The 22,883-nt window shown below is 62.1% G+C and carries 17 protein-coding genes; 6 read left to right on the top strand and 11 right to left on the bottom strand.

Annotation, left to right across the window (positions count from 1 at the left end; all coding sequences use genetic code 11):
* Positions 1–108 precede the first annotated feature (108 nt).
* The 6 genes from J4D99_RS21510 to kduD all read right to left on the bottom strand — a co-directional run bounded on the left by J4D99_RS21510 (position 109) and on the right by kduD (position 10,610).
* Entirely contained in the window at positions 109–1,758 is a 1,650-nt protein-coding gene (locus J4D99_RS21510; protein WP_208133812.1) for a UxaA family hydrolase, read from the bottom strand.
* Positions 1,759–1,840: 82 nt separating this feature from the next.
* Complete coding sequence (locus tag J4D99_RS21505) at positions 1,841–3,376, bottom strand: tagaturonate reductase (protein WP_208133811.1); 1,536 nt, start codon at positions 3,374–3,376, stop codon at positions 1,841–1,843.
* A gap of 37 nt (positions 3,377–3,413) precedes the next feature.
* A complete protein-coding gene (gene pelA / locus J4D99_RS21500) occupies positions 3,414–4,496 on the bottom strand; it encodes a pectate lyase (RefSeq protein ID WP_208133810.1) in 1,083 nt (360 codons plus the stop codon).
* 69 nt (positions 4,497–4,565) lie between these two features.
* Positions 4,566–6,416, bottom strand: a complete 1,851-nt coding sequence (locus J4D99_RS21495; RefSeq protein ID WP_208133809.1) for a RagB/SusD family nutrient uptake outer membrane protein — start codon at positions 6,414–6,416, stop codon at positions 4,566–4,568.
* A gap of 42 nt (positions 6,417–6,458) precedes the next feature.
* On the bottom strand, positions 6,459–9,761 hold the full coding sequence (locus J4D99_RS21490; protein ID WP_208133808.1) for a SusC/RagA family TonB-linked outer membrane protein: 3,303 nt from the start codon (positions 9,759–9,761) through the stop codon (positions 6,459–6,461).
* Between the two features lie 81 nt (positions 9,762–9,842).
* Positions 9,843–10,610 carry a 2-dehydro-3-deoxy-D-gluconate 5-dehydrogenase KduD gene (kduD, locus tag J4D99_RS21485; protein ID WP_208133807.1) on the bottom strand — a complete coding sequence of 256 codons (768 nt, stop codon included), beginning with the start codon at positions 10,608–10,610 and terminating at the stop codon, positions 9,843–9,845.
* A gap of 279 nt (positions 10,611–10,889) precedes the next feature.
* Here kduD and J4D99_RS21480 point away from each other — a divergent pair, with 279 nt between their 5' ends.
* Both J4D99_RS21480 and J4D99_RS21475 read left to right on the top strand, forming a co-directional pair.
* Positions 10,890–11,909, top strand: coding sequence for a LacI family DNA-binding transcriptional regulator (locus J4D99_RS21480; RefSeq protein ID WP_208133806.1), 1,020 nt, complete (start codon positions 10,890–10,892; stop codon positions 11,907–11,909).
* 13 nt (positions 11,910–11,922) lie between these two features.
* Positions 11,923–12,294 carry a hypothetical protein gene (locus J4D99_RS21475; RefSeq protein WP_208133805.1) on the top strand — a complete coding sequence of 124 codons (372 nt, stop codon included), beginning with the start codon at positions 11,923–11,925 and terminating at the stop codon, positions 12,292–12,294.
* A gap of 89 nt (positions 12,295–12,383) precedes the next feature.
* On the opposite strand, the gene J4D99_RS21470 is transcribed toward J4D99_RS21475, so the two are convergent.
* From J4D99_RS21470 to J4D99_RS21450, 5 genes are all read right to left on the bottom strand, one after another.
* On the bottom strand, positions 12,384–13,385 hold the full coding sequence (locus J4D99_RS21470; RefSeq protein ID WP_208133804.1) for a pectinesterase family protein: 1,002 nt from the start codon (positions 13,383–13,385) through the stop codon (positions 12,384–12,386).
* A 102-nt stretch (positions 13,386–13,487) separates the two neighbouring features.
* Positions 13,488–14,441 (bottom strand): pectinesterase family protein, encoded by a 954-nt coding sequence (locus J4D99_RS21465; protein ID WP_309509632.1) that lies wholly within the window; start codon positions 14,439–14,441, stop codon positions 13,488–13,490.
* Between the two features lie 157 nt (positions 14,442–14,598).
* Positions 14,599–15,447, bottom strand: a complete 849-nt coding sequence (locus J4D99_RS21460; RefSeq protein WP_208133802.1) for a fumarylacetoacetate hydrolase family protein — start codon at positions 15,445–15,447, stop codon at positions 14,599–14,601.
* 66 nt (positions 15,448–15,513) lie between these two features.
* Positions 15,514–17,430, bottom strand: a complete 1,917-nt coding sequence (locus tag J4D99_RS21455) for a glycoside hydrolase family 88 protein (protein ID WP_370551489.1) — start codon at positions 17,428–17,430, stop codon at positions 15,514–15,516.
* Positions 17,431–17,560: 130 nt separating this feature from the next.
* Entirely contained in the window at positions 17,561–19,255 is a 1,695-nt protein-coding gene (locus tag J4D99_RS21450) for a glycoside hydrolase family 28 protein (protein ID WP_208133801.1), read from the bottom strand.
* Positions 19,256–19,599: 344 nt separating this feature from the next.
* Between J4D99_RS21450 and J4D99_RS21445 the strand changes: the two genes are divergently transcribed.
* The 4 genes from J4D99_RS21445 to J4D99_RS21430 all read left to right on the top strand — a co-directional run.
* A complete protein-coding gene (locus J4D99_RS21445) occupies positions 19,600–20,424 on the top strand; it encodes a phosphatase PAP2 family protein (RefSeq protein WP_208133800.1) in 825 nt (274 codons plus the stop codon).
* Positions 20,425–20,583: 159 nt separating this feature from the next.
* The gene (locus tag J4D99_RS21440) at positions 20,584–21,261 is read left to right on the top strand and encodes a response regulator transcription factor (protein ID WP_208133799.1); all 678 of its coding nucleotides are present in this window, start codon (positions 20,584–20,586) and stop codon (positions 21,259–21,261) included.
* A gap of 83 nt (positions 21,262–21,344) precedes the next feature.
* On the top strand, positions 21,345–22,619 hold the full coding sequence (locus J4D99_RS21435) for a sensor histidine kinase (RefSeq protein ID WP_208133798.1): 1,275 nt from the start codon (positions 21,345–21,347) through the stop codon (positions 22,617–22,619).
* 70 nt (positions 22,620–22,689) lie between these two features.
* The coding region (locus J4D99_RS21430) for a carbonic anhydrase (protein ID WP_304607921.1) at positions 22,690–22,883 on the top strand (194 nt) is incomplete at its 3' end.

Raw genomic sequence — 22,883 nt, 5'->3', positions numbered from 1 at the left:
ATCTTTCCTTGTCGTCTTCTTCAGTAGATTTAGTACCCCTAGCGTGAAGGAAAGATTGCCGCGCTCCACTTCGTTGCGCTCGCAATGACAGACGACTTTGGGTAATTCCTACAAAGACACCCCGCGCTTCCACGGAATAAAGTCAGTTTGGCCGTGGCGTACGGCACTTACTTCCAGGCCGCTAGCCACCTGCACCACGTAGTCGAGGATGCGCTCGCCGGCTTGCTCGATAGTTTCTTCGCCGTCGATAACGGTGCCGGTATTGAGGTCGATGATGTCGGGCATGCGCTCGGCCAGCTTGGTGTTTGAGCTGATTTTGACAACCGGGGCAATGGGGTTGCCAGTGGGCGTGCCCAGGCCGGTAGTGAAGAGCACAAGGTTAGCGCCCGAGCCTACTTCGGCAGTGGTGCTTTCCACATCGTTGCCGGGCGTGCAGAGCAGGTTGAGGCCGGGCTTGGTTACCGGCTCGGGGTAATCGAGCACGGCCACCACCGGCGACGAGCCGCCCTTGCGAGCCGCGCCGGCCGATTTCATGGCGTCCGTAATCAGTCCGTCGCGGATGTTGCCGGGCGAGGGGTTCATATCGAAGCCCGAACCCACGGCCACCGCGCTGTCGCCGTAGGCTTTCATGAGCGAGGTGAAGCGTTGGGCCGTGTCGTGGTCAACCGAGCGGTTCACGATTTCCTGCTCCACGCCGCACAGCTCCGGAAACTCGGCCAGGATAACCGAGCCGCCGAGCGCCACTAAAAGGTCAGACACATGGCCCACGGCCGGGTTGGCCGAGATGCCCGAAAAGCCATCCGAGCCGCCGCACTCCAGGCCGATGGTCAGCTTGCTGAGCGGCGCGGGCTGGCGATGCTGCTGATTGGCCTGCATGAGGCCGGCGAAGGTCTGGCGCAGGGCCGTGCTCACGAGGGCTTCTTCGGTGCCGATAGTCTGCTGGTCCAGGATGAACAGCGGCTTGCTGAAGTGAGGGTCGCGCTTGGCGATTTCTTCTTGCAGCATGCTAGCCTGCGCATTTTGGCAGCCCAGGCTGAGCACTGTGGCACCGGCCACGTTGGGGTGGGTGATGTAGCCCGCCAGCAGGCCGCACAGCGTCTGGGCATCTTGCCGGATGCCGCCGCAGCCGCCCTCGTGCTGCAAAAACCGGATGCCGTCCACGTTCGGAAATAGCCGGGGCTTCTGGTAGTCAACTTCGGCCGACTGCAGGTCAGTAGCCAGGATTTCCTCCACCGATTTGCCGGCCTTCATCAGCTCTACCAGGGCCTGGGTTTGGGGCTGGTAGCTCTTGCGGCGGGCGTAGCCGAGGTCATTCACCAGGGCCTCTTCGAGCACCTGAATGTTGCGATTTTCGCAGAAAACCAAGGGAATAACGAGCCAATAATTAGCCGTGCCCACGCGGCCGTCGGGCCGGTGGTAGCCCATGAAAGTGCGGCCAGCAAATTTGGTTACATCGGGCTGCGCCCAGTTGTGTTGGTGCTGGCCCTCCTGGTACGCGTCAGTGGCGTGCTTGATGTTGGCGGTGGTGAGCAGGCCGCCCTGGCTTACGGCCGATGCCATTTTGCCCACTAGCACGCCGTACATCGTCACTTTGTCGCCGGGGGCTAGCGGCTGCAAGGCCAGCTTGTGCTTGGCCGGAATTTTTTCGGTCGTGGTCACGGTCACCCCGTCCCAGGTTACGGGCGTGCCAATGGGCAGGTCGGCGAGAGCGACAAGTACGTTATCGGCGGGGTGAATTTTCGCAACTAGGTGCTTCATAAGTATAAAGGCTAAACGTCGGCTGTTATTGCTTCGCAAGTTCGCAAGTGCAGGCGCAGGGCAACATGAATTCGTTTTATTCCTAAACCACCGCGCGCGCTGTTTTATTTAATTTGGCGGCTAGGGTAGCAGCAGCGCCTTCCTGCGCCATTTGCAGCAGGTAGCGCGTCACGGCCTCGTTAAAGCCGGGCAGTGCAGTGAGGTCGGTGCCCCAGAGGCTGAGGTCGCTTAGTACCTGCCGCACTAAGTCAGCGGGCGAAGCAGTAGCCCAACGTTCGGCAAACAAACCGGCTTGCTCGTCTTGAATAAGATATTCCTGGCCGTTGGCCTCGCCGTACCACTTGTCGCCTTCATGCCGGGTGTTGCGCATAAAGAGCAGGTAGGCCGCAAAGCCCAGCGCCACGTACTGCGGCACGGCCCGGAAACGCTCGGCATAATGCAGCAAATCAGGCACTACGCGCATGCGCAGCTTGGCCGAATAATTCAGGGTGATGGCTAGCCAGCGGTGCTCCACGGCGGGGTTGCGGAAGCGGTCGAGCACCTGCATGCCAAACCGTTGGCCTATTTTCTCATCAATGGGGTAGGGGATGCCCGGCAGCAAATCGGCTAGCATCAGGTGGCGGATATAGGTGAGCAGGTTCTCATCCTCCATCGCGCCGCGCACGGTGGGCACGCCCGACAACACCGCCAGCCCGCTGGCCAGCGAGTGCGTGCCGTTGAGCAGGCGCAGCTTCAACTCTTTGAACTGATTGATGTCGGGCTGCACAATAATGCCAGGATGCACCGGCTGAAAGCTCAGTACCTGCCGCACCCGCTCGTCGCCCTCAATGGCCCAGAGCGCATACACTTCCGACATCGTCAGCAGCTCGTCTTCGTAACCCAGTTCCTGGGCTAGCGCGGCGCCGGCCGCCGCCTCGGGCTTGCCCGGCACAATGCGGTCGACGAGCGAATTGCAAATGGTATTTGCTTTTTCGAGCCAAGTTAAAAAGCCCACGTCCGGCACCTGGTTTTCGGCCAGCTCGCGCAAGATGCCGCGCAGTTTGGTGCCGTTGTCGGGAATTAGCTCGGTGGGTACGATGACCAGGCCCTTATCGATGGCCCCGCAAAACGCCTCGTAGCGGGCCAGCAGCACGGCTAGTAGCTTGCCCGGAAACGAGCGCGGCGGCTTGGCGCGCACATCGTCGTCGGCGTCGAGCACAATGCCGACTTCGGTGGTATTGGAAAGCACTACCTGCAAATCGGGCCTAGCAGCAAATTCCAGTACCTCGGCCCACTGGCTCTTAGCCGACAGCACCCGGCTGAGGCTGGCGCACACCACGTCCTGGCGCACGGGCTGCTCGTCTTCTATGCCGCGCACGCACACCGTGTACAGGTTGTCCTGGCGCTCGAAGGCGGCCGCATCGCCACCGCCATCGGTGCTTTTTACGACCACCACGCGGCCGTTGAACAGGCCCTGGCGGTTGGCTTGGTCGATGAGAAAATCGGGCAGGCCGCGCAGCAGCACGCCCGTGCCAAACTGCAGCACCTTTTCGGGCAGCTCGAACAGGGCGGGTGGGGGCAGGCTCACGGTGGGGCTAGCGGCAGCCGCCCGCACCAATTCCTGATTAAGGGTAAGCATAACGTCGGGTATTATTCGGAATAAAAGCTGATTTTAATTAGTTGCTGCCCCATTTCTGCTGCCACTTGGGGTAGTCGCGGGCGAGCAGCTTGGCGGGCCAGGTGCTGGCATACACGTAGCCGGTGCGGCGCTCCGCCTCGATGTCGGCCAGGCGGTCGTGCTTCACGCCGTCGCGCCCCACGTAGATGGGCTTGTTCGTGTCGAGGTCGTAAAAGCGCGCCCATACTGTGCTGCCGGGCTGGGCCACCATTACCCGGTCGTGGCCCTTAGGCTGGCTGGGGTCAGTGATGTCCTGCACGGCCGTGTTCTCAATCTTCGAGGCCTCAAACCAGGCCACGGCCGCCGCGATGGCTTTGCGCACCTCGGGCGAGGGCTGGTCGAGGTTCAGCAAAAACTCGGTAATGCCCACTGACTCATCGCCGCTCAGCGAGGCCAGCTCAAAGGCGCGGGCCTTGCAGGGCAGCAGGGTAGTGCGGTCATGCTGGGCGCCCCAGGCCGTGAGCTTGCCGTGCTGCACGTACTGCGTTTTCAGAATGCACTGCACGCCTTTATCGACCGCCTTTTGCGCCGGGGTCACCAGGCTAGGGTCTACCAAAGCGAAGTCACCCTTCTTATCGGCCACCGCCTTCAGCACCTCCAGCGCCCGTATCATGGCGTTGTCGTTGTAGGTAATCTGGGCGCGGTAGAAGCGGGCATCGGGGTAGTACTGCGGGAAGCCGCCGCTGGGCTGCTGCATCTTGAGCAGATAGCGGATGCCGTTTTCGGCGGCCTGGCGGTAGGCGGGGTTCTGGGTGGTTTTGAAGGCCGAAATCAGGTAGCTGATTTCGCGGGTGGTTGCGTTGTTATCGATGGTAGCATCTTCCTGGCTAGCCCCCCGGCGGGCGGTGGCCAGGTCGGCGGCGCTCATGAGGTGGCGGTAGTCCACCTTCACCTCGTTCACGGCCTTGGGCCAGCCGCCGTTGCTCCGCTGAAAGGCCAGCATTTTCTCGGCGGTGGTGTCCAGGGCAGCGGCCGGGCCGGCGGGCGCTGGCGGCAGCTGCACCCGGCTAGCCGGGCGGCCGTGGCTGTGGGCTAGCCCGGCAGTGAGGCCCAAGCCGAGCAGGAGCGCGCAGATGTTCATAAGGCAGAAAGGCAGAATGACCAACGGCCGGGCCACTGAGACTAGCCCAGCAGCCCGGCCCGGGGCCGGCTAGTACCCGAAGTTTTGCTTGATGGCCGGGTCGGTGTCGAGGGTGGTTTGCGGAATGGGCAGCAACTCTTTGCCCTGGCCAGGCACGTACTCAGCGGCCATACCGGTGCCCGCGCTAGTCACTGTAGTAGAGCCTATGGTTACGGTCGTGCCGTTGGGCCGCAGGTTGGCCACGTAGGTAGCATCGATGCCCTGGCGCCAGTTTACGCGGGTGGTGCCGGTGGGGGCCGTCGTGTTGGCAGGCGAAGGGCGGTAAAACGAGCGCTGCCACTGCACCACGCCATTCACCACCTTGTAGTACTGGTACTGCGGCACCGTGTTGTAGGGTGCCGAGCCAGCGCGCAGCAGGTCGATATTAGCCTTGGTCGAGGCGAGCTTGTCGGCCAGCAGGTTCCAGCGCAGCAGGTCGTATTTGCGAATGCCTTCGCCGCCAAACTCCAGCAGGCGCTCGTTCACGATGGCGTTAAACATATCGGCCTTCGAGCCGGTGTTCACGTTGAGCGCGGCGCGGGTAGCGTTGCCGTTGAAGGCGCGGGTGCGCACTTCCAGCAGGGCGGCGCGGCCGGCGGCGGTGGGGCCGTTGAGCTCGTTGTCGGCTTCGGCAAACATCAGCAGCACATCAGCAAAGCGGATGATGGGCCAGTTGTAGCCCAGGTAGTTGTTGGTGCCGGGCAGCGGCGGGCTGTGCCAGTCGCGCCGGAATTTGCCATCATACAGCGTATTCAGGGCCACGGCCGACTGCACGTTGGCGCCGCTGGCGTACTGGTAGGGCGCGATGGTGATGTCGCGGCGCACATCGGTCGAGTCGAAGGCGTAGAAGTAGGTCGGCACTACCGTCACGGCGCCCTGGGTCGAGCCGTAGATGGGCGAGTTGTTCAGGCGTGGGCCGTTGTAGTAGCCCAGCTTCGAGTCGCCGGTGGCCGTCGAGCCAGCCATGCCCACCTCAAAAATAATTTCGTTGGCGTTGTCGTGGCGCTGCTGGTTCACCCCTAGCCACAGGTCAGAAAAGCTCGGGTTCAGGGTGTGCTCCTTGCGCTGGTTCATCAGCTCCAGGCACTCCTGGCGGGCGATGGCGTAGTAGGTGGCGTAGTCGGTGGGGCGGGTCATGGTGTTGCCTTGCAGCGAGTAGCCGCCGCGCTGCAGGGCTAGCCGGGCACGCAAGGCCTTCACAGCGCCCTTCGTGATGCGCTCGTTCACGACGCCGGCGCCCGAGCGGTAGGGCACGAGCTTCTCGGCGGTGGCCAGGTCGGCAATCAGCGTGGCCAGGGTCTGGTTGCGGTCGGCGTTGGGCAGGTTAAAATCCTGGTCGTAGCTCGACGGCGAGAACTGGGCCGGCACGTCGCCCCAGTTGCGAATCAGCTCGTAGTAGTACTGCGCCCGCAGGGTCAGCGACTCGCCGTAGAGGCGGTGCAGGCTGGCCGTGTCGGCGCTGGCCCCAGTGGTGTAGAGGGCCATCTGCGGAATGTACTTGATGCACACGTTGGCCCGCTCGATGCCCTGGTAAAGGTTGTTCCAGGGGTTGATAATCTCGGTGTTGGAGGCGTAGGCCTTGTAGCGCGCAATGCCCCGGCGGCCCGTATCGAAGGTGCCCGACGAGCCGATGAGCTCATCGGTATCGTAGGGGTAGTACATGCTGATGCGGGTGCCGTAGGTGTTGTCGCCCGAGAGCGGGTCGTAGGCCCCTAGCACGGCGCTGGTGGCCCCGCTCACGGTGCTAAACGTGGCGGCGGTGGTAGTCAGGGCCGTGGGCTCAATATCGAGGTAGCTCTTGCAGGAAGAGGCTAGCCCGGCTACCCCGGCCAGCAGCACGGCCGCCGTGGCCTTCCGCGAAGAAAAAAGAGAAAATTTCATGATTAAGGCTAGATGCTAGCGATAAGGCGGGTGGGAAAAAAGCTACAGGCCCAGGTTCAGTCCGAAGAGGAAGGCGCGGCTGCGGGGGTAGGCAGCGTAGTCGACACCCGGCGTGAGCGGCGTGCCGCGTCGGGTGTTCACCTCGGGGTCGTAGCCCGAGTAGCCGGTCAGCGTAGCCAGGTTGTTGAGGGTCACGTAGAAGCGCAGGGTCTGCACCTTGGCGCGGCTCAGCAGGCCTTTGGGCAGCGAGTAGCCTAGCGTGATGTTGTTGAGGCGCAGGAACGAGCCGTTTTCCACGGCGTAGGAGTGCAGGAAGTAGTTGCCGCGCACGGGGCTCCAGATGGTAGCGTTGGCGTTTACCTGGTTGAAGGTGGCCGCGTCGGTGATGAGGGCGCCGTTATTGTCGATGTAGCGCACGCGGTTGTTCATGTCGCTCAGTAGGTTGGCGTACGACGTGTTGGGGGTGCTGCTCGTAAACTCAATCTTGTTGGCGTTGTAGATATTGTTGCCAGCCACGAAGTTGACGAACACGCTGGCGTCGAAGTTCTTATAGGTGAACTGCTGGTTCAGGCCGCCGATAATCTTGGGGTTGGCATTGCCGATTACCGTTTTGTCGGCCTCGGTTACGGTGCCGTCGCCGTTCACGTCGCGCAGCTTGATGGTACCAATCATCACGGGGTTGCCGGTGATGGCGGCGTCGCTGGCCACCCCGTCGTTGAGCACGCCGGTGCGGGTAGCGTAGTTATACGACTTGAAGTCGTTGGCTGTGTAGAAGCCATCGGTGATGTAGCCGTACATCTGGCCCACCGGCTGGCCCACGCGGGCCACGTAGTCGGGGCCCGAGAGGGCCGAGCCGGCCCAGCCCGACTGGATGCTCGAAATTTCTGACAGCCCACCCAGGTCCTCAATGCGGTTGCGGTTCATTGAGGCGTTGGCCGTGGCCGTCCAGGTGAAGTTGGTCGTCTGGATGACCGTGCCGCTGAGCTGTAATTCCAGACCCTTGTTCGAGGTCGAGCCGATGTTCTTGTACTGCTGCGTGTAGCCCAGGATGGGGTTAATGGTCCGGTTAATCAGCAAGTCGTTGGTGGTGTTGTAGTACACGTCGGCCGTGAACTGCACGCGGTTGTTAAACAAGCCCACGTCGAGGCCCACGTCGCGGGTCGTCGTGATTTCCCACTTCAAATCGGGGTTGTAGAGCGTGGTGAGGGCCGTGGCGGGCGTGGTTACGTGGTTGAGGGCGTAGTTCACGTTGCCGGCCTGGTAGAGCGGCTTGGTCAGGAAGTCCGGGATGCGGTTGTTGCCGGCCTGGCCATAGCTCAGGCGCAGCTTCAGGTCCGATACTTTGTCGGTGAGGTCCTGGAAGAAGTTCTCCTTCGAGATGCGCCACGCGGCCGAAGCGCCGGGGAACACGCCGCCCCGGTTGCCAGGCTCAAACTTCGACGAGTAGTCGAGGCGGGCCGTGGCCGTGAGCAGGTACTTGTCATCATACGAATAGCTCAGGCGGGTGAAGCCCGACACCAGGCCATAATCAACCGGAATGGTGGTGCTCGGCAGCACGGGCTGCGATACAGTGCCCACCGGCAGCACGGCCTGGTTGATGTTGGCTAGGGCCCGCTCGGCGGTGATATCGGCCGGCAGGAAGTTCACCTGCACAAACTCCTGGGTGGTGCGCTGGCGGTAGGTTTCCTCACCAATGAGCGCGTTCAGGACGTGCTTGTCGCGCTTGAACGTGTAGTCGAGGGTGTTCGAGTTGTTGAGCGTCGTGGTCAGGCCGTTGGTCAGCGTCACGAAGGGCAGGTTCTGGTAGCCGCCGGCTGCCTGCCGGATGGTGGGCGAGTACAGGCCGTTGAAGGTGCTCAGGTCGGTATACGTGATGTCGAAGCCGGCCGTAGAGCGGAATACCAGCGTGGGCGTGAAGTTGTAGGCCGCCGTAGCCCCCATGTTGAAGGTGCGGCGCTTATCGGCCCGGTACTCGTTGTTGTTGGCCAGCACCGGGTTCACGAGGCTGGAGTTATTGAAGAAGTCGGGGTCGAAGTTGGTGGTGGGGTCGCCGCCGGCGAAGGTGGGCAGGTTGAAGGGCAGGTACTGCACGGTGTTGCGCAGGCGCGAAGTCACGCTCGAGCCCGTGTTCACCGTCTGGCCGATGCTGGAGGTGCCTAGCGCCGCGCCAGTACCGGCGCCATTGTTCACCTGGTCGTTGAAGCGGGCGTTGAAGCCTAGCCGGAACTTGTCGCTAGCCTTGGTGTCGATGCGGAAGTTCACCAGGTTGCGCACGTAGTTCGACCCTAGCTGAATACCGTCCTCGTTGTTGCGGGTCAGGCTCAGGTTGAAGGTGGTTTGCTTGGTGCCGCCGCTGATAGAAAGGTTGTGCGTCTGCTGAAAGGCCTTGCGGCCAAACACCTGCTCCTGCCAATCCTGGAAGGGCAGATTGCGCACCCGGTTCAAGGTGTCGCCGTTGAAGTTGAGCGAGCCAAATACGCTTTTGAAGGTGCTGGTGCCCCCCGATACGCTAGCCCCCGAGCCCGTGAGCTGGGCGCGCTCATACTCCCAGTTGAGGTAGTCGGCCGGGCCCATCACTTGCAGCTTCTTGCTCAGCTGGCGGAAGCCGCCGAAGCCGTTGTACGTCACGGCCGTGCGGCCTTCGCGCCCGCCCTTGGTGGTGATAATCACAACGCCGTTGGCGCCGCGCGCACCGTAAATAGCGGTCGAACTGGCATCCTTCAGCACGTCCACCGAAGCAATGTCCTGCGGCGCAATCACCGACAGCGCGTTCTCAATCTGAATACCATCTACAATGTAGAGCGGCGAGTTGTCTTGAGTAATCGAGCCGCCACCGCGCACCCGCACCTGCACGTTGGTGTTGCCGGGCGTGCCTTCGGCCGAGGTCAGCTGCACGCCGGCCAGGCGGCCCGTCAGGGCTTCGGCCGCTGAGTTGACCGGAATATCCTTGATTTGCTGCGCATTAACCGACGAAACGGCCCCCGTCACGTCGCCGCGCCGCACCTCCTGGTAGCCGATAACTACTACGTCGTCGAGGCTCTGCGTGTCCGAGGTTAGCGTCACGGTGAGGGCGGTGCGGTTGCCCACGGCCAGCTCCTGGCTCACGTAGCCAATAAAGCTGAAGCGCAGCACCGCCGCTTTGTCGGCGGCCGGAATAGCGAGCGAAAACGAGCCATCGGCACCCGTCGAGGCGCCGGTGCTGGTGCCCTTGAGTACCACCGTCACGCCGGGCAGGGTTTCACCATCGGGGCCTTTTACCACGCCCGTTACGGTGCGCGATTGGGCCACGGCCAGGCCGATGCTGCCGCACAGCAGGAGCCAAAGCAGGAGAAGATGTTTTTTCATAAAAAGCGGAAGCAGTTGGGTGGGAAATTGAAAAGTGAAAGGGAGCGCCAGCAAACAGGGCGCGATAGGTGAAGTAGCTGCTTAGCGGCCCATCCAGCCACCATCGACGGTGAGGATGGTGCCGTGCACGTAGTCGCTGGCCGCCGAGGCCAGAAACACGGTGGGGCCTTTGAAGTCGGCGGGCTCGCCCCAGCGCCCGGCCGGGATGCGCGAAAGGATACTGGCCGAGCGGTTGGCATCCTGGCGCAGGGCCTCGGTGTTGTCGGTGGCGATGTAGCCCGGAGCAATGGCGTTCACGTTCACGCCACGGCCGGCCCACTCGTTGGCCAGGGCCTTTACCAGGGAGCCGATGGCGCCCTTGCTGGCCGCGTAGCCCGGCACGTTGATGCCCCCCTGAAAGGTGAGCAGCGAGGCCGTAAAGATGATTTTGCCCGCGCCCTGCGCTAGCATGTGCCCCCCGAGGGCCCTAGCCAGGCGAAAAGGTGCGTCGAGGTTCACGCTCAGCACTGCGTCCCAGTCTTCATCGGAATGCTCGGCGGCCGGGGCGCGGCGGATAATGCCGGCGTTATTAACCAGAATATCGATGCGCTCGAAGTCGGCCAGCACTTGCTGGATGAAGCCATGCAGCGCGGCGGGCTCGCCCAGGTCGGCTCGGTAGGCCCGAAAGTCGCGGCCCAGCGCCCGCACGGCCTGCTCTGTTTCGCCACCGTCGGGCAGGCTGCGCGATACGCCGATGATGTCGGCGCCAGCCTCGGCGAGCCCCACGGCCATGGCCTGGCCAATGCCGCGGTCGGCCCCCGTCACGAGGGCGCGCTTACCGGCCAGGCTAAAGAGTGAGGAAGCACTCATAAAGAAAACGGGTGGGAGTTGCGTTTTAGAAAGAACAGAAAGCCGGCCCTCGAGCAGCCTCTCTGAGAGGTAGTATCGAAGTTTAGCCCCTAGCCAGCCTGGGCTGAATGCCAGGGAGCGTTTTTATTTGCGCAATCGTTATCGGTAACGTTTCCACATTGCTCACACTGCCTTCATCTAAGTGGCGCATAGCCGGGCAAGATTCAGGTAACGTTTATCTTTAGCCGCCAAACTGGCTGCCGCCGGCCCGTCGGCAATTGCATTTTAAGTAGAACCCGCTTGGAACCCGCTACCCTTAAGGACATCGCCCGCGAGCTCAATATCTCTGTCTCGACCGTATCGCGGGCCCTGCGCGACAGCTACGAAATTAACCCCGAAACCAAGCGGCTGGTGATGGAGTGTGCCGCGCGCCTGCACTACCGCCCCAATCCCATTGCCCTCAGCCTAAAGGGCAGCAGCAGCAAGGCTATCGGAGTGATTGTGCCGCAGATTGCCAATTATTACTTTTCGCAGGCCATCAATGGCATCGAGGAGGTGGCCAACCAGCGCGGCTACGACGTGCTCATCTTCCAAACCCACGAGGCCTACGACCGCGAAGTGGCCAATCTGCGCCAAGCCGTGGCCCGCCGCGTCGACGGCCTGCTCATCTCGCTCAGCAGCGAAACCAACAACGTGAGCCACCTGCAGGAACTGCAGCAGCAGGGCACGCCCATCGTGCAGTTCGACCGCGTGTCGGCGGCCCTCGATACGCCCCGCGTGGTGGCCGACAACTTCGCCGGGGCCTTTGCCGCTACCGAGCATTTGCTGCTTTCGGGCCGGCGGCGCATTGCGCACCTCACCATTCAGCCCTGGCTTAGCATCACGCAGGAGCGGCTGGCCGGCTACCGGGCTGCCCTCGAAAAGCACGGCGTGCCCTACGACGAAAGCCTGGTGCGCTTCGGCACCTTCGGCCCCGACGAGGTGGGCCCGCTCGTGGATGAGCTGCTGGCCCTGGAGCCCCGGCCCGACGCTTTTTTCACGGCCAGCGACCGCCTGGCCGTGGGCTGCCTGGCCGCCCTGCGCCAACTCCGCATCGCCATTCCCGGGCAGGTGTCGCTCATTGGCTTCACCAACCTAACGGTGGCCGATATGCTAGCCCCCTCGCTCAGCACCGTGGAGCAGCCCGCCACCGAAATCGGCCGCGTGGCCGTGGGCCGCCTGCTCGACCTCATCGAGAAAAAGCACCGCGCCGCACCCCCTAGCACGGTTACCATTCCGACTACGCTGGTGGTGCGGGAGTCGTCGGGCGGGGTAGGGTAAAATAATATTTCTGATGGCGTTCTATCTCTCTCCGTTAGAATTAACTGCACGGCTTCACTTAAGTAAAGAGGTGCATCAGTGGCTAGGCTATTCCGAAGAAGCAGATTATACAGTGTTACGATGGCTGTACATTAGTAAGGATAAGCAACAGTACACCGTTAATTATGTAGAATCCTTTGATGAAGGGGATGAAGAATGGACTGATGTTACGGAGTTTTCGCATCTCGACCCTGATGAGATAATCGAGCATTCATTTGCATCGGTAGAAGAGGCGGTTGAGTTTGCTACTCAGACCTATCGGGCTTCTAAAGAAAGGTTTATTCCTGGCGGAATGCTGCACGCTGAGTATATAACTTACTGGCGTAGTAAAAACGGTCCGAAATAATATTGTTCAGGAGCTCATTAACTTAAAACAGAACGTCATGCTGAGCTTGTCGAAGCATGACGTTCTGTTTTAATTGATACGCACTTATCCTACTCCTGCGGCACCCAGCCGCTTTCGCCGCCGAAGATGTTGGCTAGGGTGTAGCGCTTGGCTTCTTTGGCCGTGAGCTGGTGGCTCCACTTGGCGCGGGCGCTGGGGTTGGCGCCGGGGCCGGTGCTTTGGTACTCGGCGTAGAAGGCGGTTTTCTCGTTGGCGGCATCGCGCCAGTTGTCCCAGCCGGCGGGCAGGATGTGGGCGCCCAGCTCGCAGCGCAGATACACGGTGCGCGAGTGGGGGCGCCAGGGCCGACCCAGAAATACCTTGTGGGCGGCCGTGTCGGCGGTGAGCTTGCAGTCTCTGAATACGAAGCCGTAGGCCTGGCGCTCGGTGGTGGCCGCGGCGGCGATGTAGGAGTTGCGTTTGCTACGGATTTCGCAGCGGTCGAACACAGCCACGGCGGTGCCGAAAATGAAATCGGTAGTGCCTTCGATGTAGCAATCCTGGTAGTACTGGCGGCTGTTTTCGACGGCCGGAAACAGCGTATCCTGGTTGCCGAGCATGCGGCAGTGGCGGAAAGTGGCGCGGTCGCCATCTACGTGCAGGGCCACGGCCTGGCCCACGGCGCCGGCCGCGTTTTCGAAGGTGATGTTTTCGGCCGTGAAATCGTTGGCCTGCACCAGCACGGTTTGGGAGGAATAGGTATTGTGGCCAGCCGCGTCGCCGGTGTGGTCGCTGCCCGTGATGATGGTGCCCAACGCACTTTCGCCCACCAGCCGCACGTGCGTTTTGTGGGCCGGCACCACCAGTTTTTCGCGGTAGATGCCGTTTTTAATTTGAATCGTAACCGTGACCTGCGACAAGTCGCGCGAGGCATTTACCGCTTCCTGAATGGTGCGGTAGTCGCCGCTGCCATCCTGGGCCACGCGCATCAGCAGCACCTGGGGCGGCGGGGCCGGGCGCGCGGGCGGCATACCGAGGCTGGCGGCGGGTGGGGTGGTCTGGGCCAGGGTGGGGGCTAGCGGCAGAAACGCAAGGAGAAGGAATTTGCGCATATTGAGAAACGAGCTAACGGGCACCTCACCCCCTAGCCCCCTCGCTTTTTGGGAGTGGGGCTAGGGGTGAGATGCCCGGCAAAGGCTATAAAAACTAAAACGCTATTTCGGTGGCTGCCAGCCGCGCAGCACGGCGGCCTGGGTATAAGTCTGGGCCTCGGCTTTGGTAAGCTGGTGCGACCACGGCACGCGGGCGGCGGGCTGGGCGCCGGGGCCACTGCTCTTATACTCGGCGTAGTAGGCGGTTTGCTTGTTGCTTTCCTTGCCCCACTCGTCCCAGCCCTCGGGGCGCACCAGGGCCCCTAGCTGGCACTCCAGATACACCGTTTTGGCGTAGGGCCGCCAGGGGCGGCCCAGGTAAAACGACCCCGCCGGCGCTGTGCCATCGAGGCGGCAGCGGTGGAAAACGTAGCCGTAGCGCGTGGTATCGGGCGTGGAGGCGGCGGTGAAAAAGCCACCCGTTTTGCCTACTACGTGGCAGTTTTCAAACCAAGCCGTGCTGCTGCCGAAGATGAAATCAACGGTGCCCTCGATGTAGCAGTCGTCGTAGAGCTGGCGGCTACCGTAGCCGTAGGTATACAGCGTATCCTGAAAGCCCAGGAAGCGGCAGTGCCGAAAGCTGCTGCGGTCGCCGGCCACCCAGGCCGCCACGGCCTGGCCCACCGGCCCGGCCGAGTTAGCAAAGGTGATGTTCTCGGCCGCGAAGTCGTTGGCGTAAAGGTGGATGCTAGCCGAGCCGGTGGTGCCGAAGTTCTTGCCGGTGGTCGGGTCGATGCGCTGGTTGTAGTTGTCGAAGGTGAGGATGGTGCGGGCGGCATCCTCGCCCACCAGCCGCACATGGGTTTTCTCGGCGGCTAGGGTCAGCTTTTCCTTGTAAGTGCCAGGCTTCACCACAATGGTAAACCAGTCGGCATTGCCAGCCGGCACGGCGTCGAAGGCGGCCTGCACGGTGCGGAAGTCGCCGCTCCCATCGGCTGCTACTACCACGCGGCGGGTCTGGGCCTGGGCGGTGGCGGCGGCTAGCAGCAGGCCTAAGGAAAGAGTGGATTTTATCACGGGTACAGAAAAAACATGCGAGTTGTTCTTGTAAGTCAATGGCCAGGATGCGCCTAGAAAACACGCTGCATACCTCAGCAACGACGCAGTGAAGTAGCGCGGACTTTCAGTCCGCGAGTCCTCAGCGTTGCAACTCGCGGACTGAAAGTCCGCGCTACTAAGCCTGCCGCACCACCTGGCGCGAACTGCCCAGGCCCTCTATGCCCAGCTCCACCACATCGCCGGGCTTGAGGTAGCGCGGAGGCTTGAGGCCGCTGCCCACACCGGCCGGCGTACCGGTCGAGATAATGTCGCCGGGCAGCAGGGTCATAAACTGGCTGATGTAGCTGATGAGGTAGGGCACCCGAAAAATGAGGTTGGCCGTGTTGCCATCCTGCACCTTTTCGCCGTTCACGGAAAGCCAGATTTTGAGGCGGCTAGGGTTCAGCAGCTCATCGGGGGTGGCTAGCCAGGGGCCGAGCGGGGCGAAGGTGTCGCAGCCCTTGCCCTTGTCCCAGGTGCCGCCGCGCTCCAGCTGGTAGGCGCGTTCGCTCACGTCGTTAAGCAGCACGTAGCCAGCAATGTATTGGGCAGCCTCGGCCTCGCTCACATAGCTGGCCCGCTTGCGGATTACCACTGCCAGCTCGGCCTCCCAGTCGGTTTTTTCCGAGCCGCGCGGCAGGATGATATCGTCGTTTGGCCCGCTCAGCGATGAGGTGGCTTTCAGAAAGATAACCGGCTCTGTGGGCAGGCCCAGGTTCATTTCCTGGGCGTGGTCGGTGTAGTTGAGGCCGGCACACACGATTTTGGAGGGCCGGGCCACCGGCGGCCCCAGCCGGGTGGTGGGCGGAATGGGCAGCAGCAATTCGCGCTGCACATCCACGAAGGCAGCGAGGCGGGCTAGCCCATCCGAGGCAAAGAATTTCTCATCGAAGTCTTCGCCAAAGTGGCTGAGGTCGTAGCGGTGGCCGTCGAGCACGAGGCCGGGTTTTTCCTGGCCGGGCTGGCCGTGGCGAATGAGTAGCATGGCAAAAAGGTGGAAGTGGAGGCCCTAAGAACGGCAAGCGCAGCCCGACGTTCTTAGCCGCAGCCACTATTTCAGCAGCCAGCGCCCCAAATCCTTGCCCGCCTGGAAGTTCTCAAACTGGGCCGGAATCTTGCGCCCGTCGGTGTACTCATTGTACAGCCACGGGTCGCCGAGGGCAAAGACACGGCCCTTGCCCAGCGTGGCGGTGGCCATTATCACCTTGCCATTATTGGTTACCAGCGGCTGGGCCGGCGCCGCTAGGGCCAGCACCGACAGCTCCTTGATGTAGGCCGTTTTGGCTTGCTTAAACACAGCCGCGCCGCTGCTCAAGTCCACCCGGCCCTGTTCAAACTGGCTGCCCTGCACCATGTTCACGCTCTGGTCGGTAAACTGAATGCCGAAATTTTTGGCTAGGGTATTGAAATGCTTGATTTCGCAGTTGGCCGTGTCGTTGGCGAGCAGCACCAGTGTGCCGCCGGCCCGCACCCAGTCGGCCACGGCCTTGCCATCGGCGGCCGAGACGTAGTTGGGCTGGGGCGACTCCTTTTTAGAGTCAGGGTCCACTATCACGTACACATTCAGGCCTTTGAGGCTAGCGGCGGTAGGTGCCGTGGGCACCGGCACCGTGCGGGCCCCTAGCTCGCGCAGCTGGTTGCCCCACAGCCAGAAGCCGCCATGCGTGCGGTCCTCCCAGGTGTAGTGCCACTGCTCGGGCTGGCCGGTGAAGGCATTTTTGCGCGTCTCGTGGTTGAAATAATAGTCGAGGCCCACGGTCTTGCCCTGGCCCAAGGCGTCTTCCTGCGCAATCTCCATCTCCGTGCTGGCCAGGATGAACGGGCCGACGCCTTTCAAATCGTTCTTGCGCAGGGGCTCGCTGAGGTAATACTGGTAAGACCCATCGCGGTAGGGATTGCCGCCCAGGCCGCCCACGCTCACCGTGCCGTTGAGGGCGAGCGCGCCGTTTTCGGTGGCCACGAAGGTTTTTAAAATTCCATCGTAGCCCTTGCGGGCCACGGCGGCGTATTTCTTGTCGAGGTAGCCTAGCCGCACGCCCTTGGCCAGGGCATACACAAACATGCTGCTGCCCGAGGCTTCAGCGTAGTTGCCTTTCTGGCCTTCCTGGCCCAGCACGAGGCTCCAGGTGCCGGTTTTGGGGTCCTGGTATTTGGCCAAGACCGGGGCTAGCCGCTGCAAATCTTTGATGAGCTCAGCGCGGTGGGCATTGCCGGCAGGCATATAATCGAGCACATCCACGAGGGCCATGGCGTACCAGCCCACGGCGCGGTCCCAGGCCTGGGGCGAAAGGCCGGTGGCTTTGTCGGCCCACTTCTGCTCGCGGCTTTCGTCGTAGCCGTGGCGCAGCAGACCGGTTTTGGGGTCGGCCAGGTGCTTTTCGATGAGCGCAAACTGCTTGGCTACGTCGTCGAGGCCGGCCTGGTCGCCGGTCAGCACGCTGTACTGGGCGTAGAAGGGCTCGGCCATGTAGAGGCCATCGAGCCACATCTGGTTGGGGTACACCTTCTTGTGCCAGAAGCCGCCTTCCTTGGTACGTGGCTGGCTGGCCAGCTGCTTGCGCAGCGTAGCGGCGGCTAGCCGGTATTTTTCGGCATTAGGCACCGACACCTGGCTCAGCAGCAGCAGGGCCGGGCCAGTAGCCAGGTTGTCAAGGGTGTAATCCTCAGCCTTATAGGTGCGGATGCTGCCATCCTTCTGCACAAACTGGTCGAGGTCTTTCTGAATGTAGGTGAAGTAGCGGCCGTTGCCGGTGCGCTCCCACACGCGCTCCAGGGCCTTCAGCATCAGGCCCTGCTCATAGTCCCAGCGGGCCGCTTTGCGGCTGCCGATAACGATGGAATCGGGATGCTGGGCGATAAAAGCATCGGCCATGCGCTGCGACATGGCGGCCGGGGCATTCTGCGCGGGGGCTAGCAGGGGCAGCGTAAGGCTAGCGGCGGTGAGGAAAAGGCGGGTGGGGGAAGTCATGGAGAAAAGTCGGTCTGTCATTGCGAGCCTACGCAGCACTGGCACCCGATTGGCTTTGGCACAAGCCGCTCGGCTATCGTTGCAATGCGCCTGCCGCGTAGCACTCGCAATGACAAACTGGTTGTAGGTATTATTTAGCCGCCACCTGCACCACCTTCTTGCCCACCTTGTCGCCCAGCTCCAGGCCTTTTTTGGCGAGCTTGGTATTGGTGTTGGTAAGGCGAATGTCCTGGCTGCGGTCGCCGCTCACGCGCAGCAGCAGGTCGGCGCCGCTGGTGTACCTGATGCCGTCGAGGCTGATGTTTTTGCTGTTCTGCACTTCCAGCACCGGCCGGGTTTCTTTGGTGAGCAGGGTTACGTTGCGGAGGCGAATGTTCTCCGCTTCCTGGCACACCATGCCTTTCTGGCTCTCAATTACCACATTTTCAAGGCTGATATCCTTGATGCTCATCTCGGGCAGGCCGCGCACCAGAATACCCGTTTCGGCACCCTTGCACACTACGTTCTTGATGTAGAAATGCTGGAACTGCGGCGTGCCCTCATTCAGCGGCTGGGCCGCAATGACGGGCGGTGCCGTCGATTCGCCCGGCTGTGGCACGGGGTCTTTGGCGGCGTAGTACATATCGAAGAGGATGGCCTGCCCGGCAATATCCGTCATGGTAATGCCATCGACCCAGATATTCTCGACCATGCCGCCGCGGCCGCGCGCCGTCTTGAAGCGCAGGCCCACGTCGGTACCCTGAAAGGTGCAGTTGCGCACCACCATATTGCGCACCCCGCCCGACATCTCCGAGCCAATCACGAAGCCACCGTGGGCGCTGTACACCTTGCAGTTCTGAATGAGGAAGTTTTCGGTGGGCACGCCGCGCTTGCGGCCTTCCTCATCGCGGCCGCTCTTGATGCACAGGCCATCGTCGCCCACGCTAAACACGCAGTCGTCGAGCACGCCGTTGCGGCACGACTCCACATCAATGGCGTCGGTGTTCTGGCCATACCAGGGGTTGCGGGCCGTGACGCGGCGCACCGTAATGTCCTGGCACAGCAGCGGGTGGATGGTCCAGGCCGGCGAGTTTTGAATGGTAAAGCCTTCGAGCAAAATCTGCTTGCAGTCGGTCAGGCTCAGCATGTTGGGCCGCAAGAAATCGCGGATGTCGTCGAAGGCCGTGGGGTCGAGGCTCTTGCGCGGCGTGCCGGCCGCCGCGAGCATGTTACCCTTGAGTGAGCTGGCCGACGGGTACCATGAATCTTTCTTCTCATTGAGCACGCCGCCGGTGGCCAGCAGCTTTTTCCATTCGCCCTCGTTGAGCTTGCTCTTCTTGACGGGCCGCCAGCTATCGCCGGCCCCGTCGAACGTGCCGTTGCCGGTGATGGCGATATTGACTAGCCCCACGCCCGAAATCGGTGCCTGGCTCCGGATGGCTTCCTCGCCTTCCCAGGTGGTTTTAACGAGCGGGTACTGCAGGTGGTCGGCCGTGAACTGCACCAGCGCGCCGGTGGCCAGGTGCAGGTTCACGTTGTTTTGCAGCACGATGGGGCCCGTGAGCCACAGCCCCGCCGGCACCAGCACCGTGCCGCCGCCCGCCTGCGTGCAGGCCATAATGGCTTTGTGAAACGCTTGGGTGTTGAGCGTCTGGCCATCGGCCACCGCCCCATACTTCTGAATGTTGAAGGTGTCGGCCTTGAAGCGCACCTGGCGCACCGCGGGCAGGGTAAGTGGTGCCGGCTGGCTAGGGGCCGGCCGGCCGCTCTGGGCAGCGCTAGGGTTGGCCTGCCAGGCCGCCAGCGCCAGCAGGGCACCGGGCAACAGCGAAGAAAAACGCATCATAAAAGCGGGTGGGAAGGCGGGGCGGCCGGGCCGCTGCCGCTAGGTAGTACGAACTGGAAAAGGCCAGCCGCAGGCGCAAAGCCGGCTTCGGCACCGGAATACTAGGCTATCTACTGGGCATCTGCAAGCAAAAAGCCCGATTTATTTCCGCCATCGTTGCCGGCAACGTTGCCGGGTTGGGCAAGCGGCCCGGGTGCGGGGCACTGAACTGGCCGGGGGGCTGGCCCTGGCAGCGGGCTGCCGCCGAGCAGAAAAACACAATAATTGGTTTTTTGGCCTGGCGACAAGTAGCAAAAAGTGGCTGGCTCGCGTAGAGCGCAAAAGCCTTACTTTTTCGTTACACCATGCCCTCCTTTCTTTCTACTGCCCGCGCCGTGCTGCTAGGCTTGCTACTGAGCAGCACCCCCGCCCTGGCCCAGGTGCCGCTCAACCCTGCCGCCCAGCCCGCCCCCGCCGACACTACCCACAAATACGAAAACCCGGCTGGTGTGCCGGCCGCGGTCAAAAAGCCTTTTTTCAAAAGCAAGCTGTTCAAAGCTGTTGCCATTCCGGCGGTGCTGATTGGTTACGGCGCCTACACCTTTAATGGGGGTGGTTTTTATACCAACCAAGATGCGCAGCGCGACATTCACCGCGTGTTTCCGTCGTCGCAAACCCGCGTGGCCGACATCCTCATCTTCGTGCCTTACCTCGAGCTAGGGGCCGTGGCGCTGGCCGGCGTCGAGAGCCGCAACGACCGCATCAATACCCTGCTCATCATTGCCAAGAGCGAGGCCATCATGCTGGGCAGTACATTTCTGGTGAAGTCGCTTAGCCACGAGGAGCGCCCCGACGGCTCGGATAATCTCTCGTTTCCGTCGGGCCACACGGCGCAGGCATTTTTGGCGGCCAGCATTGTACACACCGAGTTTCGGGACAAAAGCCAGTGGTACGGCATCGGGGCTTATGCCTTAGCTACCAGCGTGGGCGCGCTGCGCATGGTGGTCGACAAGCACTGGCAGAGCGACGTAGTGGCCGGCGCGGGCTTCGGCATTCTGTCGGCTCACCTGGGCTACCTCACCCACCGCAACCGCTGGGGGCGCAAATCCATCGGCCGCGATGTAAGTGTGCTGCCGACCTACTATGGAAGCACCCCGGGCTTGTGCCTCACGTGGCGGCCTAGCAAATAGGCTAGGGGGCAGAAACCTGAAAAACGGCGGCCAGGCTCTATGCCATTTCTATAAAAGCGCGGGCCTCAAAAATGAAAATAGTATGAGTAGATTCTGAGTATCCTAGTTTTCTTCAGAATTGCCTTGTTTTTTCGGCAGCTGAATTAGCTCAGCCTAGCCATGAAAATACTATTAGTTGAAGATGAGCCCGCGCTACGCTCAACCCTCGTGGAGGCCCTGCGCCAAGGGGGCTATGTGGTGGAGGTAGCCGCAGATTTCAGGCAGGCGCAGGAGCGAATAAAACTGTACCGCTACGACTGCGTGTTGCTCGACCTGACGCTGCCCGATGGCAATGGCCTTGACCTGTTGCGCACCCTTAAGGCCGATAATTCGCTGGCGGGGGTGCTGGTTATTTCGGCGCGCGACAGCCTCGACGACCGCGTGGTGGGCCTCGACCTGGGGGCCGACGACTACCTGGTGAAGCCCTTCCATATTTCCGAGCTCAATGCCCGGCTGCGGGCTATTATTCGCCGCCGCCGGTTTCAGGGGCAAAACCACCTCATATTTCGCGACCTCGTGGTGTGGCCCGAGCAGGCCGAGGTGCTGGTGCACGGCGAGCAGCTTACCCTCACGCGCAAGGAGTATGACCTGTTGCTGTATTTGCTGGCTAACCCAGGCCGCGTGCTTACCAAAGAAGCCATTGCCGAGCACCTGTGTGGCGACTCGGTAGATGCCGCCGACTCGTTTGATTTCATTTATACCCACCTCAAAAACCTGCGCAAAAAGCTGCAGGAGAAGGGCGCCGAAAACTACATCCGCACCATGTACGGGGTGGGGTATAAGCTGAGCGCGGAGTAATGGTTAAGTAGATAATGGTCAATGGTTAATTATTATTCACCGGTAAATTAACCATTGACCATTATCTAATTAATCTTTATAAAATGAAGCTGCTAGCTGCCACCAATCGCTACTATGTGCTGCTGAGCGCCGGGCTGTTTGCGGTGGGTAGCCTGGTGCTGTACATTGGCACCGACTATGCCGTGCGCAACGAGGTAGGCGAGCAGCTGCACAACCACCGCCTGGAAGTGGAGGCCCGCGTGGCGAGCGGCCGGCCCTTGCCCGAGCCGTTGTACCGTGGCCAGTATAGCACGAGCCTGCGGCCCCGGTCACTCGGCTTTTCCGATACCGTGCTGCTCGACCCAACCGAAGGCTCGCTGGTGCCGCACCGGCAGCTCACGTTTCGGATGGTGAGGCCGGGGCAGCCGCCCGTTTGGATTACGCTGCGCAAGTCTCTGGTAGAGGTAGATGAGCTGCTGATGGCCGTGGTGAGCAGCATGCTGCTGGTGCTGGGGCTGCTGCTAGGGGGCGTGGTGTGGCTGCACCGCTACTTGTCGGGGCGGCTGTGGGCGCCGTTTCAGCGCACGCTGGCTACGCTGCGCACTTATGATTTGCAGCAGCACCAGCCGCTAGCCCTGCCAGCCTCACGCATTGAGGAGTTTACGGAACTCAACCAGGCGCTTACGCACCTGAGCAGTCGCCTAGTGGCCGACTACGAAAACCTGCGCGAGTTTACGGCCAACGCCGCCCACGAAACCCAGACGCCGCTGGCCATCATGCAGGCGCAGCTCGAGCAGCTGCTGCAGCTGCCCGCCCTGGCCGACGATGCTGCCGCGGCCCCGCTGCTGGCCGACCTCTACGGGGCGACGCGGCGGCTGTCGCGGCTGCACCAGGCGCTCGGCCTGCTCAGCCGCATCGAAAACGGCCAGTTTACCCAGGCCGTGCCACTCGACCTGGCCAGCCTCCTTGCCGAGAAAGCCGAGCAGCTAGCCCCCCTGCTGGAGGCGCGCGGCCTGGCCCTGCACCTCGACCTGGCACCCGCGCCGCTGCGCCGCCTGCACCCCGGCCTGGCCGATTCGCTGCTGCACAACCTGCTGCACAATGCCATCCGGCACAACGTGCCGGGCGGCGATGTGGCCGTGCGCCTCACGGCTACTGCGCTGGCGGTGAGCAACCCCGGCCCGGTGGTGAGCGGCGACCCTAGCCGGTTTTTCGAGCGCTTCCGCAAGCACAACGCGGCATCGGAGTCGCCGGGGCTGGGCCTGAGCATCGTGCAGCACATTTGTGCCTATTACGGCTTTGGGCTGAGCTACGACTTTGCGCCGGCCGGGGCCCGGCACACGCTGCGCGTGAGCTTCGAGCCAGGAGCCGAGGGCTAGCCCCGAACACGCAGCCCGCCCGACTGCGTATAAAGCCGGCTAGCTTTGTGCTCGCATTTTAACCTGCTCTATGTCCGGTATTCAAGATATTCTGGCGAACAATCGCCAGTGGGTGGCGAGTAAGAACGCCGAAGACCCGCAGTTTTTCCAGCGCCTGGCCAACGGGCAGCAGCCTAGGTACCTGTTTATCGGCTGCTCCGACTCGCGGGTGCCGGCTTCGGGCATCACGGGCACGGGCCCGGGGGAGATGTTTGTGCACCGCAA

Origin of the sequence: Hymenobacter sp. BT559, assembly GCF_017571525.1 — a bacterium.
GTDB lineage: Bacteria > Bacteroidota > Bacteroidia > Cytophagales > Hymenobacteraceae > Hymenobacter > Hymenobacter ginsengisoli.
This window is presented reverse-complemented; position numbering and strand designations above follow the sequence as displayed.

Excerpts from the sequence above, each read along its gene's own strand:
- J4D99_RS21495 (WP_208133809.1), bottom strand. The coding sequence starts at position 6,416 with ATGAAATTTTCTCTTTTTTCTTCGCGGAAGGCCACGGCGGCCGTGCTG.
- J4D99_RS21435 (WP_208133798.1), top strand. The coding sequence starts at position 21,345 with ATGAAGCTGCTAGCTGCCACCAATCGCTACTATGTGCTGCTGAGCGCC.
- J4D99_RS21445 (WP_208133800.1), top strand. The coding sequence starts at position 19,600 with ATGCCCTCCTTTCTTTCTACTGCCCGCGCCGTGCTGCTAGGCTTGCTA.
- kduD (WP_208133807.1), bottom strand. The coding sequence starts at position 10,610 with ATGAGTGCTTCCTCACTCTTTAGCCTGGCCGGTAAGCGCGCCCTCGTG.
- J4D99_RS21490 (WP_208133808.1), bottom strand. The coding sequence starts at position 9,761 with ATGAAAAAACATCTTCTCCTGCTTTGGCTCCTGCTGTGCGGCAGCATC.
- J4D99_RS21450 (WP_208133801.1), bottom strand. The coding sequence starts at position 19,255 with ATGATGCGTTTTTCTTCGCTGTTGCCCGGTGCCCTGCTGGCGCTGGCG.
- J4D99_RS21505 (WP_208133811.1), bottom strand. The coding sequence starts at position 3,376 with ATGCTTACCCTTAATCAGGAATTGGTGCGGGCGGCTGCCGCTAGCCCC.
- J4D99_RS21475 (WP_208133805.1), top strand. The coding sequence starts at position 11,923 with ATGGCGTTCTATCTCTCTCCGTTAGAATTAACTGCACGGCTTCACTTA.
- J4D99_RS21510 (WP_208133812.1), bottom strand. The coding sequence starts at position 1,758 with ATGAAGCACCTAGTTGCGAAAATTCACCCCGCCGATAACGTACTTGTC.
- J4D99_RS21470 (WP_208133804.1), bottom strand. The coding sequence starts at position 13,385 with ATGCGCAAATTCCTTCTCCTTGCGTTTCTGCCGCTAGCCCCCACCCTG.
- J4D99_RS21455 (WP_370551489.1), bottom strand. The coding sequence starts at position 17,430 with ATGACTTCCCCCACCCGCCTTTTCCTCACCGCCGCTAGCCTTACGCTG.
- pelA (WP_208133810.1), bottom strand. The coding sequence starts at position 4,496 with ATGAACATCTGCGCGCTCCTGCTCGGCTTGGGCCTCACTGCCGGGCTA.
- J4D99_RS21460 (WP_208133802.1), bottom strand. The coding sequence starts at position 15,447 with ATGCTACTCATTCGCCACGGCCAGCCCGGCCAGGAAAAACCCGGCCTC.
- J4D99_RS21440 (WP_208133799.1), top strand. The coding sequence starts at position 20,584 with ATGAAAATACTATTAGTTGAAGATGAGCCCGCGCTACGCTCAACCCTC.